Consider the following 17194-nt stretch of genomic DNA (forward strand, 5'->3'; position numbering starts at 1 on the left):
AAACGACTGTCTCTGGCAAATACAAGCGGTCCGTGCGTCACAGCCTGCGAATGTTCATGATGTACTACACGGGGTTCCAAATCAAAGTCAATGGTAATCCGGTCGCCTTTCATCCATTTTCGATAAAGTGAAAGATAGCTGCCTTTATGGAAATATCTCTGCTGCTCACCATTCACCAAAATACGGAAATTTCTGCCTGCCCACGAAGGAATACGGATTTCAAATCCAAAGGTCGTTTCTTTTTGAGGATTGATTGTCAACTCGATTTTCCCATCCAAAGGATATTGGGTTTGCATATTGAGTGCTATCTTGTTTTTGTTTAAAGCGACAACAGCATCCGAATTCAAATATAAATTCACATATATTTGATCGTCTTTTACTTGGTAGGCAATGTCCGGAATCAACGCAAATCCTCTCGGCCCGTTAGCATTGCAACAATTTATATGCATTCCGCACTGTTCTTCACCCGGTTGCCTCCGTCCTTCTAACGGACTATATTTCGAAATCTGCGAACCATCTCTCTTCATGGACGCCATTAATGCATTATACATCGTGCGTTCGAACTCGTCCATATACATCGGATTGGCAGTTTCCCGCCACAAACGTGCACAAAGTTGCATCCAAGTAAAAGTAACACAAGTCTCCATTGTGTGATAAGCAGGTATTGTCTGTTTCTTTTTTCCTTCATACCAACATTCAAAAGCTGCACCGGAGCCTGCAATGTTTATCTCTTCCCGAAGGATATTGTCAACTGTTTTTTTAGCTGCTTCCAAATAAAGCGGTTCGTTCAGCACCTTTCCTAATTCTACCAGTCCTTCATAACATGACATCATTTCATAGGCTTTTTGTCCGTTTTCAAAGGACCACCATTGATTAGGGAACGCCGAACGGTGAGATACGGGAATATCTTGAAGTGCCTTGGTGATTAGCCGCGAACTTCCTGCCTGCTCAATGCCCTCAATAATAGTCTTTGCAAAATCCAGGTATCTCTGATTATCTGTTTCCTTATATAAATAGACGACAGGCTCTAATATGGAACAACTTGCCATGCCGTAATAAAATCCGCTTGCTGCAATATTGACATTCCTTTCTTCCAGTTCTTTTATCAAATGGTCGATCAGCCGTTCCACTGCTTTTAATGCTTTCTCATCTTTGGTCAGTCGATAATATGCTAACAAAGCAAGAGATGAATACTTACGTCCCCAAATATCCCAATTGGTCAATCTGTCTTCCTGTTTATAGTTACCGATGTAACCATCCGGTTGCTGTGTTTCCATAAAATCCGATGCAGCATCTTTAATTATCCTAAATAATTCCGGATCGGCAGTGTATCGGTAGGAAGCAATAGCTCCAAGCATCCACTTGCCGAAAAATTCTGATTGCCACCATCCGCCTTCTGTCATCTGCCGGAAAGGATGTATCAATTCTGATACGTTCTGTGCCTTTACCCGCTTTTCGATACAGGTATTGATTCGTTCTCCAATAAATCCATCGATTTTAATTTGCTCGATTCCGGATTGTGAAAAGGCATACGTCGGTAACAATATACCTAAGGCTAACATCCATTTAATCACTTTCATTGTATATCTAATTTTAATAGTGTATTTCCATTCTAAAAAGAAAAGACTGAGACTCGCTCTTTTTCTATCCTATTATTGCTATAAAAAAAGTTAATTCCTTCACTATTTTAATTTTGTTACGATATTCGGATGTCCGTAACTTGAAAAGAAGTGATATTAAACCCGACCACATTGAAGTCACCACAGTCAAGACTGTGGACAACCTGATAATCGAACTGAACGACCACAGCAAAGCCATTCTTGAAAAATACAAGGATGTTCATTTCGAGAACCACATGACATTGCCCGTCATCAGCAATCAGAAGATGAACGATACGCATTGTTAAGCACCCATGCCGGAAGAAAGACTTTCATCTGTAATGCGTTGGCACTCGGAATTCCGGCACCGGTGGTTATGAAATGGACTGGACACAGCGACTATAAAGCTATAAAACCTTATATTGACATAGCGGATGACATTAAGGCAAATGCCATGAACAAGTTCAACCAACTATAAAAGTATCAATCAGTTTCATAGATTATCCGCTATTTGAATTATATTTGCAACAACAATAGACATCGAAACATGGAAAACAACAAAGAACATCATATAGAAAGAACGGACTTTGACGCATTTGTTCATGCTGTCGGTTCGGAAATAGAACAGGCGCAAGTCAGGCTGATTACCGCAGCCAATGCGCAAATGCTGTTCCATTACTGGAAAATAGGCAACTATATCCTGTATCATCAGAACTTACAAGGCTGGGGAAGCAAAATCATCAAGCAACTAGCAAAGGCTATCCGATTCAATTATCCTGAAAAGAAAGGCTATTCGGAACGTAACCTTACTTATATGTGCCAATTCGCACGGTCATATCCGCTGAACGTGCTACGAAGTTTCATTGATACGGATGTAAGGCTATCTGTTCCAAGCATACAGAATGTCACAGATGAAGTCTTGAAACTAAACAACGGACAATTTACGCAAGAACTTACTGCGCAAATACAATCCACTGATAGTCAGTTGTTAGAATTTACGCAAGAACCTCTTGCGCAAATTCAGAATGTTGCCAAAACTGTATCTGCCATTTACCGGATAACGATTGAGGATATAGAAAAATTATTTTTGGCATCCCCTGTTGCCAGAATAAATTGGGCAAGTCATGTAATCATGCTCAATAATTCGCTTCCATTAGGTGTAAAATATTGGTACATGAAGCAATCGGTAGAAATGGGCTGGAGCAGCAATGTTCTTAAAATACAAATTGAAACCAATCTGTATACCAGACAAATTAATAACAACAAAGTAAATAACTTTACTGCCACGCTTCCGGCACCCCAAAGCGACCTTGCCAATTACCTGTTGAAAGACCCGTACATCTTTGACTTGACTGGAACTAAGGAAAAGGCAGACGAAAGGGACATAGAAGAACAACTGGTTAAGCACGTCACCCGTTACTTGCTGGAAATGGGCAATGGCTTTGCTTTCGTTGCTCGACAGAAGCATTTTCAAATTGGTAACAGCGATTTCTATGCAGACTTGATTTTGTATTCCATTCCCTTACACGCATACATTGTAGTAGAATTAAAGGCTACTCCATTCAAACCGGAGTATGCAGGACAACTGAACTTCTACATCAATGTGGTGGATGACAAACTGAGGGGAGAGAATGACAACAAGACTATCGGGTTGTTGCTGTGCAAAGGAAAAGACGAAGTTGTAGCGCAATACGCATTGACAGGCTACGACCAGCCGATAGGTATCAGCGATTACCAACTGAGCAAGGTTATACCTGAGAATTTAAAATCAGTTCTGCCAAGTATAGAAGAAGTAGAGGAAGAACTGACTTCCTTTCTTGATAAAGATAAGAACCCATAAACCAAGCGTATATGGCAGGAGAAATACAGAATACACCGGAGGGACAGCATGAATATTTTGACATGAAGTCTCTTTCGTCCATTCATGAAACCTGTGTCGGAGAACAGTTCGAAGCCATTACCATATCGGACCTTTATGCCAATATAAACCTGCACCCCTGCAAAAACAAACTAAAAATCAAGGCAAGGGAAAAGATACGAGTGTGTTATCTGATATTCCTAATGAGCCACGAAAAGGTGTACTTTAAGGCAGACACAAGGGGATAAAAAAGTCCCACAAATCATTGAATTTGTGGGACTTGTCTGCTTACTGTCCGGTATTGTCCGGTTAGTTCAGCGGAGAGACAGGGTTATGAACCGACTCCCCAATATCCTTGAAATTCAATTTCTTATCATCATGTCAAAGCCTTAGGGGGTACAACTTAGGTTACAAGAATAACGCTTTTCTGTCACCTTTTGGCTGTTCGTTGTCTGCCTAAAACTACGGTTCAAAGATACGGCTTTCTTTTGATAAATGCAAATCATTGAAAATAAATATTCTGCGGTTAGTGCAAGGTGCAAGCTATATATAGATATATACTTGCACCTTGCACTAAAAATGCTCAAAATATTCTAGTCTTGATATTATTATCTTAAATTTGTATCCAAATATATCATAATTAAAGAGAAAAGCCTTATGAATAAATTACATATTATTACTAATAGAATATCTACAGCAATAACTCAACAACCAAGTTTGAAAAAAAATATCATTAAGGATTTTAAGTTTCTATTTTATCGTCACAATAGAGTTATATTGTTTTTAGTAAAGCATTTTCCTAACAATTCATTCTTTCGCTGGATAATAAAACTTAACACCGAAATTTGTTTATATTACTATTTTAAAAAGATATTACCTTTACCTCATTATCAAACAATATTAGATGAAGAATATAACATTATTTGCAAAACATTGGATAGCTTGAAAATTATCATTCCAATAGATGGAATTAATGATGTTTCAGGATGGAGTATTGTAAATGCAGACTATGCATCATGGTTTGGTATGGATAAACGAATTTCTATTACATCGGGAACTTGTTATTTTGCGCATGTCTTTTGCAGATGTTTGCAGCCTTTTATAATAGAGCAACAAACTAATTCCAATTTATGGAATATAATTAGATGGAGAATGCATCGACAATTTAGAAGAACGACAATTGGACTACTTACTAATAATCATGCAAAAGCATTTAGCTTTTTTAATCTAATCCCTGAAGACGAGTCTCTGTTATCAGGAATTGAAATATTTATAATTCTTCATGAAATGGGACATGCTTATATTGATAGTATAGAAGAACTCGTATGGCCTTTCAGCAAAAAACCTTCTCCTAATATTAGAAATAAAATGAAAAATGATGAAGAAATTGTGGCTGATATTTTTGCAGTACACGTATTGTATCATATTTACCTAACAGATAAAAATCAGATGTTATTACTTTTTGCACCTATTTTCTTTTTTCTTATTTATTCTTGGTTAGAAGAGGCAAATTTGATTCCGACTCCTAATAACCATCCTATAAATAGTAATAGATGTTCCTATCTAATGGAAGAAGTTCAATATTTACATCCGGAAAACGAGTATCAAATATATATAGACCTATTAAATAAGGTCTGGATAAAAAACAAGAAAAAGATATGTCGACAAGTCAATAATATACATGGAAATTACAATAAATACACTGATATATTGGAAAATGTGAGCAAGCGCATGAAAAATATATTAGACTCAATTAGTGATAAAGATTTGTAAAATGATTCAAGATGAGTTCAAGTTTTACAAACCTTGTAAGTTACTGCAACCTTACGTCAGGTATTATTGGGTATTCAAGAGCAATCGACCGCTGGATGCCTTTACTTATCCTATCGGTTGCCCTCAAATCATCTTCCATAAGCAAGCACCACTATATATTCCCGAATTGAATGCTGCACAAGACAAACTTACCATCAGCGGACAAGTTAATTTTTCATCCCATTTGTATGCAGACGGCAATACAGAAATGATAGTGGTTGTATTCCACCCTCACGCTATGAGTATGTTTATGAACATACCGACTTCACTCTTTTATAATCAAGAAGTGTCCGGTTACAGCCTTGAAAACAAAAGTTTGAATGAACTGGCTACACGAATATTTGACTGTGAGAATAATTCTATTTGCATAAGCTATATAGAAAAATGGCTGTTGTCACAAATTGCCGATAATTTAGCTGATACCACATACAGAATTAAAAGAATAGATGCCGCCATACAGCGAATATATATCACTCCGCAAATCTCTGTAAACGAATTATCTTCCATTGCCTGCCTGAGCAAAAAGCAGTTCGAGCGGTTGTTTCATTCCTTTGTAGGCATCAATCCCAAAGAATATACCCGTATCGTCCGCTTCCAAAAGGCTTTGGCGCAGATGCAGCATCAAGCGGGCAAAGAAATCAATCAGGCACAAATAGCATACGCCAGCGGTTATGCTGACCAGTCACACTTTATCCGGGAGTTCAAGAAGTTCTGCGGATATACGCCCATATCTTTACTGAAAGTATCAAATCCTTATTCCGATTTGTTCACCAATCCCGTGTAAATGTCCCGTTTGTTCTATCCGGGTTCAAACGCTTCTCCTACTTTTGCCGTCTGATTCATTAAATGAAAATAGCATTAAGTATGAAAGAAGTAAATCCCCAAGAAACCAGCCGGGCATACGCCTTTGAAATGTGGATGAACGCACCTATGCCAATGGTGACGTTCTTTAAGACACTCAATGTGTCACGCCTTGTGAAAATCAGCCGGAAATCGGGCATGAAGTTTAATATGTTGATGTGCTGGTGTATCGGCAAAGCCGCAAGAAACGTGAAAGAATTTTATCTGCTGCCCGTTGGCGGTAAACTGATGCAGTACGATACCATTGCAGTAAACACCATTGTCGCCAACAGAGAGGGCGAGGTAAGTTCGTGTGATATTCCTTTCTGCGATGATTTATCTTTGTTTAATCGACACTATCTGCGACTTACCAAACAAGTGGCTGAAAGTTGCGTCAATCACGACTTGACGGAAAGCATGGTTATCGGAACTTCCGCATTGGCACAATATGAAATAGACGGGGTTGTCGGGATGTATAGCGGCATTTTTAATAATCCGTTTCTTATTTGGGGCAAATACAAACGCCGCCTGCTGAAAACGACGCTTACCGTTTCTTTCCAGTTCCACCACACGCAAATGGACGGGGCGCACGCTTCCCGATTTTTAGACGGGGTTCAGAGAGCAATTGACAATTTGCAGTATAAGTAAGTTTGCTATAAATGATATACACAGGTTACGATTTTGCAGCTTATTTCAAAAATGACTATTTATGGTAACTGATTTCGTAACAGATTGAGTAACTTTGCTCTCAATAATAGAAACAGCAATGGAAACAGACATAGAAACCAAATATTGCCAAAGTTGTGGTATGCCATTAGATATTGAGGATATTACAGAATATGGAACAAATTCTGATGGTACACTCAATCAGGAATTTTGTTCTTGTTGCTTGAACTCCGGCAAATATCTTTTTAATTTCTCAATGGAATACCTCATTTACCTTTGGGGACTTTTCCCCGATTCTTATAATCAAATTGCTGGTACGAATTACAAAAGCGAGGAATTGAGAAATGTGTTATCCGACAGGTTACCCAATCTAAAGCGGTGGAAGCAAAAGATAAACACTGCCCATATACACTATGACCTTATAATGAATGTTCAAGAATATATTAACAGGCATTTATTTGAGGACTTAAATTGTGACAATTTATCTCATGTAGCTTGTATGTCTATGTATCACTTCCGGAGAGTATTCAAAGATGTTGTTGGAGAGAATGTCGGTGATTATATTCAGCGGTTAAGGTTAGAATATATTGCTTTCAAACTTATTTCAACGAATACAAGGGTATCGGAACTACTTGAACAGATAAATTTTCAAAACAAACATACTTTATCAAGGGCATTTAAGAAGCATTTTCAGATGTCTATTCCTGCTTTCAGAAAAGCATATTCAAATGTTGCTTATGAAAACAAGATTATAAAACAACTGGAGTATTCAATAAAGAGGATTAAAGAAATTAAAGTTGCATATTTGAAATTTGAGCGAACACATAGAAATAAGCAAGCATATTCTACTTTATGGAAGCAAATAATGGAATTTGCCAAGAAATACAATCTGACAGATAAAGGCTTCAAATACGTTAGTATCAGTTTGGATAGCCTTGATATTACGGAAATAGATAAATGCCGATTTTTGATTGGTATAACTGTTCCCTATTCAATGGAAATTCCTAAAGGTTTCAGTGTTCTAAACATACAAACAGGTCTATATTCGGTATTCAATATAAAAGGAAGATACCATGAATTAAATAGAATTTATCGGGATATTTACCTTGATTGGTTACCTAATAGCAAGTATAGTTTAAGAGAACAAATGACTTTTGAAATATATACCAATACTCCCGATAAAGCAAGCATGGAAGAATTGGTAACGGAAATCTATTTACCTATTGAAGTAAAACAAAAGATAAAATGAAAGACGAAATAATTCAATTTTTAAAAGAGAACATCATTGGTAAAACATTGCTTACTGGTGCAGTCTATAAATTAGAGAACGGAAATTTAGAAGGCGCATATAACGACAAAATGACATTCTCAAATTTAGTGACAACGGGAAACGGTTTCAAGTTCGACATGACAACTATTACCCAAGAATTGGTTTACAATTTGGATGATAAAGGAGCAAGAACCACCATAGCCAAAGATTATACAGGAACGAGTGTGTTTTGTTATGAATTGGCAATGCGAAAAAGCACAAAGCAAATCACAGGTTATATGCGCTGTGTTTCAACAACAGTTCAAGATTCCACAATGGAAGCCGTAGTTTGTGGAATATTTGATGTGACTTTTGACGGGATAGAGCTAAAATGGCAAGAAAATCAGTTGTTATATAGAGATAATCCCATAGGAGAAGATAAATATAAACCTGTCGCTTTCAATTCTAAAGTTCGTTTTTATCTTGATAACGGGAAAGTCGTATTTGAATATTTGCCAACGCTTTGGGATATATCCCCTGACACATTGGAAAAAAGGTTGTCTAAAGATGATTATCCTCCTTATATATCAAAAGAACAGTGACTGAATGAAAAAGAAGTAAAATCGAATAATAGCATAATGAAATAAGCTACTTATACGATGAAAAAGGTAGTAGATAAGATATTAGAGCAAGTAGAGGTTGATATTTCAGAAATCGACCTCTACGGCTATGATATTATCGAAACCTCTCTTTCAATGGTACATAAACTGCAAACAGTTCTTGATGATTTGAGAACTAAAATACAAACCTATATATTTCCAACCAAAGAGGATGAAATCTTATTTTTCAAGACACAGAAACCGGAATTACTTGGTCGGTTGCTATTCTTCTATAAAATATATAAGATTGAAACACAATGTCCTAATGGTAGCGATGAAGTAATTAGAAATTATATCAATCGGGAACTGGATAATCTAACCTATTTCTTCAATCGCAATTTGGACTTTTATCAATACTACCGTTCACACTCCACTGTGTATGATGAATATTATTTTGTTCGTGGAAAGGCAGATTTGCGGTTATGTACCGATAGCGCACAGTTTGACAAAGACCCTAATTTCTCAACTGGATATGACTATAAAGTGGCAAAGATTATCGCCAATGAAATGCTGCGCATTTATCTGAATAAGCGATTGGTGAAACTGGTAACGAATAATCAGATAGAAGATAATCTACAAAGATGTTTCAAATACCCGTTCCGCTTCACAGGCAAAAAGTCATATCTTATCGAACTGGGATATTCTCTTGTATCTTCAGGCGACATAAACAATGGCAACGTGGAGATAAAAGAAATGATGAATTTCCTTAGCACGATATTCCACATTGATTTAGGGGATTATTACGCTTCATATATAGCCATGAAAGAGAGAAAAGACCGGACGGCATATCTTCATCATCTGATAGATAATCTTGTTAAGCGGATGAATGAGGATGATATGAAATAATCTCCAGTATTCCAGTATGTAAGAAGTACCATGTTCTCCCCAACATGGTACTTTCTTTTTATGGTGAAATCTACTTTGAAAAATGACATTTTGGGGAACTTTTACGCCAATATTCCCCTAAAAATAGCTTGAAGAAAAGTAATACCATGATAGATATAACCATGACTTTTAGGTTATTTCTTCTCCCGAACTTTGCGGCAAATCAATAAGTTAGCAATATGGAGATTATAACATTTGAGTCAAAAGCCTATAAGGAACTTGACAACAAGATTACCGCCATAGCAGACTACATTTTCAATCACTTGGACGAAAACAAGACTGATGAAGATGAAATTTGGGTGGATAGTTACGAAGTCTGCACGTTCCTGAAAATCAGTGACCGTACTTTACAACGCCTACGGGCGGCAGGAATGATTTCTTACTCCGACATCAAGGGGCATTACTTTTACAAGATTAAGGAAGTAAAGCGAATGTTGGAAGAACGCCTGATTAAGCGTGATAAGGAGTGTATAAATGAACTGATAACCAATCATCAGAAATATGTTAAGGAAAGAAGAAATTCTAAGCAGAACAAATAACGGTCTGCTTGTTTTCAAACATTACTTACCCGGTGACTGGCGTATTGGCAGGCACTTTTTTAATCCTCTTTATCAGGATAAGAAAGCATCCTGCAATATCTACTTTGACCGCCATAGCGGTATGTACAAGATGAAAGACTTCGGTAATGACAGTTACAGCGGCGACTGTTTCTTCCTCGTGGGGCAGTTAAAGGGGCTGGACTGCAACCGGGCGGCTGACTTCGTGGAAATACTGGAAACCATCGACCGGGATTTAGGCTTGGGGCTGGCTTCCGGCACTCCGGTTTCCATTCCCCCGGCAACCGTCTGCCGGGCAGTGCCGGACAAACCCGAAGAAACACCCGAAAAGCCCGTCAAGCCCTACCAGTTCCGGGAACAGAAATTGCCGCTTGCCGAATTAGTGTACTGGCAACAGTACGGCATCACGCCCGAACTGCTGGAACATTACAAGGTCTGTTCGCTCCGGGAGTACAACAGCGAAACGGCAGAGGGGAAACCGTACACCTACACTTCATCGGTGGCAGAACCCATGTACGGCTACAAGGGCAAGCAGCACATCAAACTGTACCGTCCGTTCTCCACACCCCGCTTCCTCTACGGCGGCAGCTTCGGCGAAAACTACTGTTTCGGACTGGAACAACTGCCCGCCAAAGGCGATACGCTCTTTATCACGGGTGGCGAGAAAGACGTACTTTCACTGGCGGCGCATGGTTTTCACGCTATCTGCTTCAACAGCGAAACGGTGACGATACCACCCACGCTGGTTTATAGGCTGACATTCCGCTTCAAACACATCGTCCTGCTCTTTGACATGGACAAGACGGGCAGGGAAAGCTCACGCAAGCAGGAAAAACTATTGGAAGAATTTGGCGTGAAACGCCTGCTGCTCCCGCTTCCGGGAACGAAAGAGGAAAAGGACATATCCGACTACTTCAAAGCCGGGAACACCCGTGAAGATTTCCTGAAACTGTTTATCGAATTTTTAGACAACCTGTATAGCGACACACTAATTATGCTTAAATCGTGCGAGATAGATTTCAACAACCCGCCCGCCAAAGCGCAAGAGATTATTTCGGCGGGTGACGTTCCGTTAGGAACACAAGGCAACCTGTTCGGCATCACCGGGGGCGAGGGAACGGGAAAGAGCAATTATGTAGCCGCAATCGTGGCGGGCTGCATCTGCCCGGCTGGTGCGGAAGTAGATACGCTGGGCATACAGATAACCGCCAACGGCAGGCACAAGGCGGTCTTGCTTTACGATACCGAGCAATCGGAAGTGCAACTGTTCAAGAATGTAAGCAACCTGCTGGCACGTGCCAAACAGCCGGACAAACCCGATGAACTGAAAGCGTTTTGTCTTACCGGTATGTCACGCAAGGAACGCCTGAACGCCATTGTGCAGAGCATGGATAAGTTCTACTACCAGTACGGCGGCATCCAGTTGGTCGTCATTGACGGCATCGCAGACCTTGTAAAGAGTGCCAACGATGAAGCGGAAAGCGTGGCGGTGATAGATGAACTTTATCGGTTGGCGGGCATCTACAACACCTGTATTCTTTGTGTGCTGCACTTCGTCCCGAACGGTTTGAAACTGCGGGGACATTTGGGTAGCGAGTTGCAGCGCAAGGCGGCTACTATCCTTTCGATAGAGAAAGACGAAGAACCTACCCAGTCAGTGGTAAAAGCACTGAAAGTAAGGGACGGAAGCCCGCTGGACGTTCCTCTGATGCTCTTTGCATGGGACAAAAAAGCCGGGATGCACGTTTACAAGGGTGAGAAACCCCGTGAGGAAAAAGAGAAGCGCAAGGAAAGGGAACTGGTAGGCGTTGCCCGTGACATTTTCGGGCGACAGACACATATCACCTATATAGACCTTTGCGAACAATTACAGCAGGTCTTGGATGTCAAGGAACGCACCGCAAAGAGTTATATCCGCTTTATGCGTGAACGGGAGATTATCATTAAAGACCCGGTGAACCAAAGCTATTTTATGATAGGTCTTATTTAATCCGGTAGCCTTATGTATATAGATAAAGAAAACTTCGTGGCTTGGATGGAGCGTATCATGGATAGGCTCGATATGCAGGACAAAAAGATAGACCGTCTGTTAAGCGGTCACAATTACCTGAACGGCGAAAAACTCCTTGATAATCAGGATTTGTGCTTTATGCTGAAAGTGAGTACCAAAACCTTGCAACGTTACCGGAAGAAAGGAATACTGCCTTACTTGACGTTAGACGGAAAATATTTCTATCGTGCAAGCGACATACACAAGTTAATCCGTGAACGTACGGATTGAGTGATAATCAATATCATATATTTTCTTCTTTAAATCCTGTCTTGTTATGATAATAAGGCAGGATTTCTATTATTTGCAAGGTTATTTCGGTGATTTTCGCTACTTTTGCAAAAGTAACATAAGAGAATAACGGCGGTTGAACAGTTTTGGCTGTAATATCGTCATTATAATAACATATTCGTTCGCCGAATATCTCAAAGTAGAAAACTGGCACTTTTCAAAATGAAACGAGATTTCAGCGCAATGTCTATGCTATGCTTTGTCATAGCGTGGGCTTGCCTGTCCCGTTTCAAAGGTATTGCCAGTACCTCTACTTTGGAGCAGTGTAAGTTCACGCTTCTTTTTTTGAGGTAGCAGCGGACAGTTTGAAAAAAGATTATCAACTGTTTAATACCTGATAGGATGAAACAAATTAAAGCGCATATCGCCGTATCTCTTGACGGACATACAGCCACCTTAGACAAGGAACTGGATTGGTTACCCGATGAAGTAAAAACTATCGTTGGCAAATACTATTTGGATGCTGATTGCCTGCTTATGGGGGCGAACACCTACAACTACATCTTTGAACACTGGGGCGGGTGGCCGCACAAAAGCAAACGGTCTTTTGTGGTGTCGCACTACGACACCAACGTAACACCGGATTGCGGTGTGGAGTTCCTGACCGAAGAACCGCTGCAAAGGATTTATGAACTGAAACAGGAAACCGACATACTGGTGGTAGGTGGCGGCAAGCTGCTTACTTCATTGATTAAAGTCGGATTGCTGGACAGCCTGACTATCTACACCGTCCCGGTTATGGCGGGCAAAGGCATCGGCTTTATCGGGGAAACATCCGGCTCGCTGTGGAAACTTTCGGAAAGCAGGGTGCTGGATAACGGGGTGGTCTGTTCGACCTACCTGTTTGGCGGGAACGTATAAAAAATGCGCCCGGTTCCCGCCGGGCGCAACCACTAAAATTTCAATTATTATAAGTTGCAAAACCTATCACAATGAAATTTCAGCGGCAAAGATAGGCTATTTCTTCGGTTTCGCTTTCTTTTCGGGAAATGAAAAACCGACATTGAACTGTTCGTCCAGCACAAGCGAAGCATCGAAAGCCTTGCCGTTCTTGCCCTTGAACCTCTTGATTAGCCCGGTCTTGCGTTTCGTCACCAGTTCGACAATCTGCTTGTCGGAAAGCTGCTTGTCGCACTTGTTGCGGAATATGGTAAGCGTGCAATCCACGTTGGAACACTTCGCCACTTTCGGGTAGAACAGGATGCGCCCGTTGCCGCATTTCGGGCAGGGACAGGTTTCACCAGTAGCGACAGATAGCTGCACCGATAGCAGTTCTGCCGTGATTTGGGCGGCGTACACCTCGATACCCTTTCGGAACGTGTCGGCATCCATGCTGCCCGCTTCTATCTTGGAAAGGGCGGTTTCCCACATACCCGTCATTTCGACATCGGCAATCTTCTTGTCCCTGACTATCTTGTAAACGGCAAGCCCCTTGTCGGTAGGCACAAGGTTCTTCTTCTCACGCACGATGTACTGGCGGGCGAACAGCGTTTCGATAATCGCCGCACGGGTGGCGGGCGTGCCTATCCCGGCATCTTTCAGGCTGGCTTTCAGCTCGGCATCCTCCAGTTCCTTTCCGGCGTTCTCCATTGCCGCCAACAGGCTGCTTTCCGTGTGCAGCGGTTTCGGCTTGGTCTGCTTCTCCAACAGTTCCACGTTGGAAATTGGCAGGCTTTCGCCCTCTTGAAGCGGCGGCAGGCTGGTGGCTTCTTCGTCCCCGTCCGTTTCCTGCTCGCCGAACACGGCACGCCACCCGGCTTCTTTCATCACAGACCCTTTCACCGTGAAGTCGGTATCTCCAGCCGACAATATGGCGGTGGTAACGTCTTTCACGCACTTGCCCGAAAAGGCTTCCAGCATACGCCCGGCTACCAGCTCGTAAACCGCCCGCTCGTCTTTGGAGAGTTCGCCGGGCAGGTTCTCGGTAATGATTAAGGCATGGTGGTCGGTCACTTTGCCGTCATTCACGCTGCGGCGGTTCAGGGGTGTGCCGTCCAGCCCGGCGGCATACCCGGCGAAGCGGGGGTATTGCCCTAACAGGGCGACACGCTCCGGCATTTCATCGAAAACGTCTTCCGATATATAGCGGCTTCCGGTTCTCGGGTAGGACATCACTTTCTTTTCATACAGGCTTTGCGCTATGGAAAGCGTCTTGTCAGCCGAGTAATTCAGCTTAGTGTTCGCTTCCTTTTGCAGCGTGGTAAGGTCGTACAAAAGGGGCGGTTCTTGGCAGGCTTCTTTCCTCTCAACGGATTTAACGGCAAGTTGTCCGGCATCCTTAACCCGTTGCAGGACGGCTATGGCTTCGGGCTGCTGTTCCCACTTGGCGGTCGATTGGGCGGTGAAACTTATTCCCCCGCTGGCGGTCGCCGCTTTGAGTTGCCAAAACTTGGCGGGTACGAAATTCTTGTTCTCCAAATAGCGGCTGCATATCATCACGAGCGTGGGTGTCTGCACCCTGCCCAGCGAGAACACGCCCTGCCCGGCGGCTACGCTCAACGCTTGGGTGGCGTTTATCCCTATCAGCCAGTCCGCTTCGCTGCGGGACTTGGCAGAGAGGTAGAGGTTATCGTAACGCTCTCCCGGCTGCAAGTTATCCAGCCCCTCCCGGATTGCCTTGTCGGTAAGGCTGCTTATCCACAGGCGCACGAAAGGCTTGCGGCAGTTCAGGTAATGGAAGATATAGCGGAAGATTAACTCACCCTCACGTCCGGCATCGGTGGCGACAATAATCCGGTCGCACTGGTCGAACACTTCCTTTATCACTTTCAACTGTTTCAGCACACCGGGGTCTGCCTTGTAGCCTTTCTCCGCTTTCACCTGACGGAGGATTAGCTGGAAATCGGGCGGCAGTATGGGCAGGCTCTCCCTGCAGAAGTTCGCCACGCCATAGGCTTCCGGCATGGCAAGCTGGATTAAGTGGCCGAACGCCCATGTCACCATATACCCGTTGCCGGAAAGATAACCGTCATTACGCTGGGTCGCACCGATGATGCGGGCGATGTCCTTTGCCACGCTGGGCTTTTCTGCTATCAATGCAATCATGTTGTTTCTTTTTTATGGTTTGTTACAGACTTGATTTCCCGTAAAATTTTACGGTCATAATAAATATGGTAGCCGCCCACGTAATACTGGCGGTTGTGCTTGTCTATTTCTTTCCAGTCGGTTTTTAAAGAAAGGACTATGAAGAAAATCAGGACGACAAGCGGAATAGCTATAATATAGATTAGCTGCATACCTTTATAATTTCATTCCTTTGGACTTCTTGGGTTTATCCGCTTTCAGGCTCTTATCCTGCTTCTCTTTCTGCTTGGCGGTGGGCTTGTCCTGACCCTGTTTCAACGATTCTTTGCCCTGTTTGGTGGCTTCGTTGGTTTTGCCCTCGGAATTGACTGCTACCTGTGTCCGGTTCTCGGCGGCGGGGGTAACGTCTTTCGGCTGTACCTTGTCGGGGGATTTGCCTTGTGCGCCGGGCTGCACATGACCGTTGAACTCAACGCCCTTTCCGTCCTTTAACCCAGCTACCTGCTGTTCTACGGGCTGCTGCCCCTGCTGCAAGAACTGGACGGCAGACCTCGGCAGGAACTCCAAGCCACGCTCCACTGCGCTGACCTGCAAATAGGCACTGCGCTTCGTGCCGTCCCTGAATTGCAGGTTTCCCATTTTCACCGCTTGTCCGGCTTCAAAGGCGGCTTTCTGCTCCGGGCTGACTTTCACGCCACAAATGGTATCGGGGCATTTCCACTTGTCAGCCCGCATATACTCCAGTTCGTGCGTGTACCTGTCCCGGCTGACGAACACGGGGATTTGCTCGCCGCTTTTCGGGTCTTTGATTTCAGCAATGCCGCCCAAGTTGCCAGTGCCTTGCAAGTTGCCCTGTTCCTGCTTGGTGAACCCGTGTTCATGGAACGGGCGTTGCAACAGTTTCTCGTCCTGCTGCACGCCGTGCAGCTTGGGTACTACCGTGCCGTCCTTTGCCTGATAGAAAGAGAGCTTGACATCGGTAGGTTTGAGGTAGAAGCCGCCCACCGTCCCCGAAACGGTGTAGGTGTTGCGGGACTTGTAGCCACGCATCACCCGGTCGAAGTCCTTCGTGTTTTTCAGTGTGTCGGCGGTGATGCCGACTTTCTTCAGGTTCTCCCAGTCGATTTTTGCCGGGTCGAAGCGGTAGCCCTGCTTGAACTCGTGGAAGTCAGGCTTCGGAACTCTTAACATTTCAACCCGCTTGTCGCCCTCCGGCATAGGGTTGCGGTGGTTGTTCTCGATTGCCTTTGCGTTCTGCTCCGCTTGGGAAGCCTTTACGCTGAACAATTCCAGCCCGGAAGTGTCCTGAAACTTGCGGAAGAAATTGGAAATGAAGTTGCTGAACACATCGCTGTTCTTGTCCACCTGCATGAACTCGCCGCCATGTCCGGTAGTGGGTAGTACGGTCTGCAAATTGCCCTCCTTGTCAATACCTTTAACGGCACTCACCTTTCCCTGCTGTTTATCCAAGACCAGCAGCACGTCTTTTTCCTGCCCCTCTGCGGGTGGGGTCATTCTGTTTGCCATAAATAATTGGAATTTTAGTGGTTACGGGAATAGTCCCGCTCAAAGGTAGCGACTAAATATGCTATATTTGGACGGGCGGCAAGGGCTGTCCGAATTTGTCCTGCGCTGTCCCGATTTGTCCGTGGCAGATGAAAATATCCAACCAACAGTTGGAGAAATAAAAACATCTTTGGCAAAA

General features: G+C 43.0%; 14 protein-coding genes and 3 pseudogenes. 13 read left to right on the top strand and 4 right to left on the bottom strand.

The window, feature by feature from the left end:
• Positions 1-92 precede the first annotated feature (92 nt).
• Positions 93-1580: pseudogene (locus CLIN57ABFB40_RS20600) on the bottom strand (beta-L-arabinofuranosidase domain-containing protein); the annotation flags it as partial.
• 80 nt (positions 1581-1660) lie between these two features.
• Between CLIN57ABFB40_RS20600 and CLIN57ABFB40_RS09895 the strand changes: the two are divergent.
• The 13 genes and pseudogenes from CLIN57ABFB40_RS09895 to CLIN57ABFB40_RS09955 all read left to right on the top strand — a co-directional run.
• Positions 1661-2076, top strand: a pseudogene (locus CLIN57ABFB40_RS09895) (site-specific integrase); the annotation flags it as partial.
• Between the two features lie 69 nt (positions 2077-2145).
• Entirely contained in the window at positions 2146-3438 is a 1293-nt protein-coding gene (locus tag CLIN57ABFB40_RS09900; protein ID WP_175629911.1) for a YhcG family protein, read from the top strand.
• Positions 3439-3458: 20 nt separating this feature from the next.
• A pseudogene (locus CLIN57ABFB40_RS09905) lies at positions 3459-3671 on the top strand (hypothetical protein); the annotation flags it as partial.
• Between the two features lie 442 nt (positions 3672-4113).
• Positions 4114-5229, top strand: coding sequence for a hypothetical protein (locus CLIN57ABFB40_RS09910; RefSeq protein ID WP_008664991.1), 1116 nt, complete (start codon positions 4114-4116; stop codon positions 5227-5229).
• Between the two features lies 1 nt (position 5230).
• Positions 5231-6052: a helix-turn-helix domain-containing protein gene (locus CLIN57ABFB40_RS09915; protein WP_175629912.1), complete on the top strand. Its 822-nt coding sequence runs from the start codon at positions 5231-5233 to the stop codon at positions 6050-6052.
• Positions 6053-6132: 80 nt separating this feature from the next.
• A complete protein-coding gene (locus CLIN57ABFB40_RS09920) occupies positions 6133-6756 on the top strand; it encodes a CatA-like O-acetyltransferase, family 2 (protein ID WP_175629913.1) in 624 nt (207 codons plus the stop codon).
• Positions 6757-6874: 118 nt separating this feature from the next.
• On the top strand, positions 6875-8023 hold the full coding sequence (locus CLIN57ABFB40_RS09925) for a GyrI-like domain-containing protein (RefSeq protein ID WP_175629914.1): 1149 nt from the start codon (positions 6875-6877) through the stop codon (positions 8021-8023).
• Positions 8020-8625: a hypothetical protein gene (locus tag CLIN57ABFB40_RS09930; RefSeq protein WP_175629915.1), complete on the top strand. Its 606-nt coding sequence runs from the start codon at positions 8020-8022 to the stop codon at positions 8623-8625. The genes CLIN57ABFB40_RS09925 and CLIN57ABFB40_RS09930 overlap by 4 nt, the downstream gene beginning before the upstream one ends.
• A gap of 57 nt (positions 8626-8682) precedes the next feature.
• The gene (locus tag CLIN57ABFB40_RS09935) at positions 8683-9528 is read left to right on the top strand and encodes an RteC domain-containing protein (RefSeq protein ID WP_175629916.1); all 846 of its coding nucleotides are present in this window, start codon (positions 8683-8685) and stop codon (positions 9526-9528) included.
• A 218-nt stretch (positions 9529-9746) separates the two neighbouring features.
• Positions 9747-10106: a helix-turn-helix domain-containing protein gene (locus CLIN57ABFB40_RS09940; RefSeq protein WP_004325475.1), complete on the top strand. Its 360-nt coding sequence runs from the start codon at positions 9747-9749 to the stop codon at positions 10104-10106.
• Positions 10069-12114: a bifunctional DNA primase/helicase gene (locus tag CLIN57ABFB40_RS09945; protein ID WP_175629917.1), complete on the top strand. Its 2046-nt coding sequence runs from the start codon at positions 10069-10071 to the stop codon at positions 12112-12114. The genes CLIN57ABFB40_RS09940 and CLIN57ABFB40_RS09945 overlap by 38 nt, the downstream gene beginning before the upstream one ends.
• 12 nt (positions 12115-12126) lie before the next feature.
• Positions 12127-12405 (top strand): helix-turn-helix domain-containing protein, encoded by a 279-nt coding sequence (locus CLIN57ABFB40_RS09950; protein ID WP_004325472.1) that lies wholly within the window; start codon positions 12127-12129, stop codon positions 12403-12405.
• Positions 12406-12807: 402 nt separating this feature from the next.
• Positions 12808-13326: a dihydrofolate reductase family protein gene (locus tag CLIN57ABFB40_RS09955; protein WP_117833959.1), complete on the top strand. Its 519-nt coding sequence runs from the start codon at positions 12808-12810 to the stop codon at positions 13324-13326.
• 96 nt (positions 13327-13422) lie between these two features.
• On the opposite strand, the gene CLIN57ABFB40_RS09960 is transcribed toward CLIN57ABFB40_RS09955, so the two are convergent.
• Genes CLIN57ABFB40_RS09960 through CLIN57ABFB40_RS09970 form a run of 3 tightly spaced genes read right to left on the bottom strand, consistent with a single transcriptional unit; the run spans position 13423 to position 17016 of the window.
• Positions 13423-15510 carry a type IA DNA topoisomerase gene (locus CLIN57ABFB40_RS09960; protein WP_175629918.1) on the bottom strand — a complete coding sequence of 696 codons (2088 nt, stop codon included), beginning with the start codon at positions 15508-15510 and terminating at the stop codon, positions 13423-13425.
• Positions 15507-15701: a hypothetical protein gene (locus tag CLIN57ABFB40_RS09965; protein WP_123486797.1), complete on the bottom strand. Its 195-nt coding sequence runs from the start codon at positions 15699-15701 to the stop codon at positions 15507-15509. Before CLIN57ABFB40_RS09965 ends, CLIN57ABFB40_RS09960 begins: the two co-directional genes overlap by 4 nt.
• A gap of 4 nt (positions 15702-15705) precedes the next feature.
• Entirely contained in the window at positions 15706-17016 is a 1311-nt protein-coding gene (locus tag CLIN57ABFB40_RS09970; RefSeq protein ID WP_175629919.1) for a DUF4099 domain-containing protein, read from the bottom strand.
• Between the last annotated feature and the right edge of the window lie 178 nt (positions 17017-17194).

Source organism: Bacteroides acidifaciens (assembly GCF_903181435.1).
GTDB lineage: Bacteria > Bacteroidota > Bacteroidia > Bacteroidales > Bacteroidaceae > Bacteroides.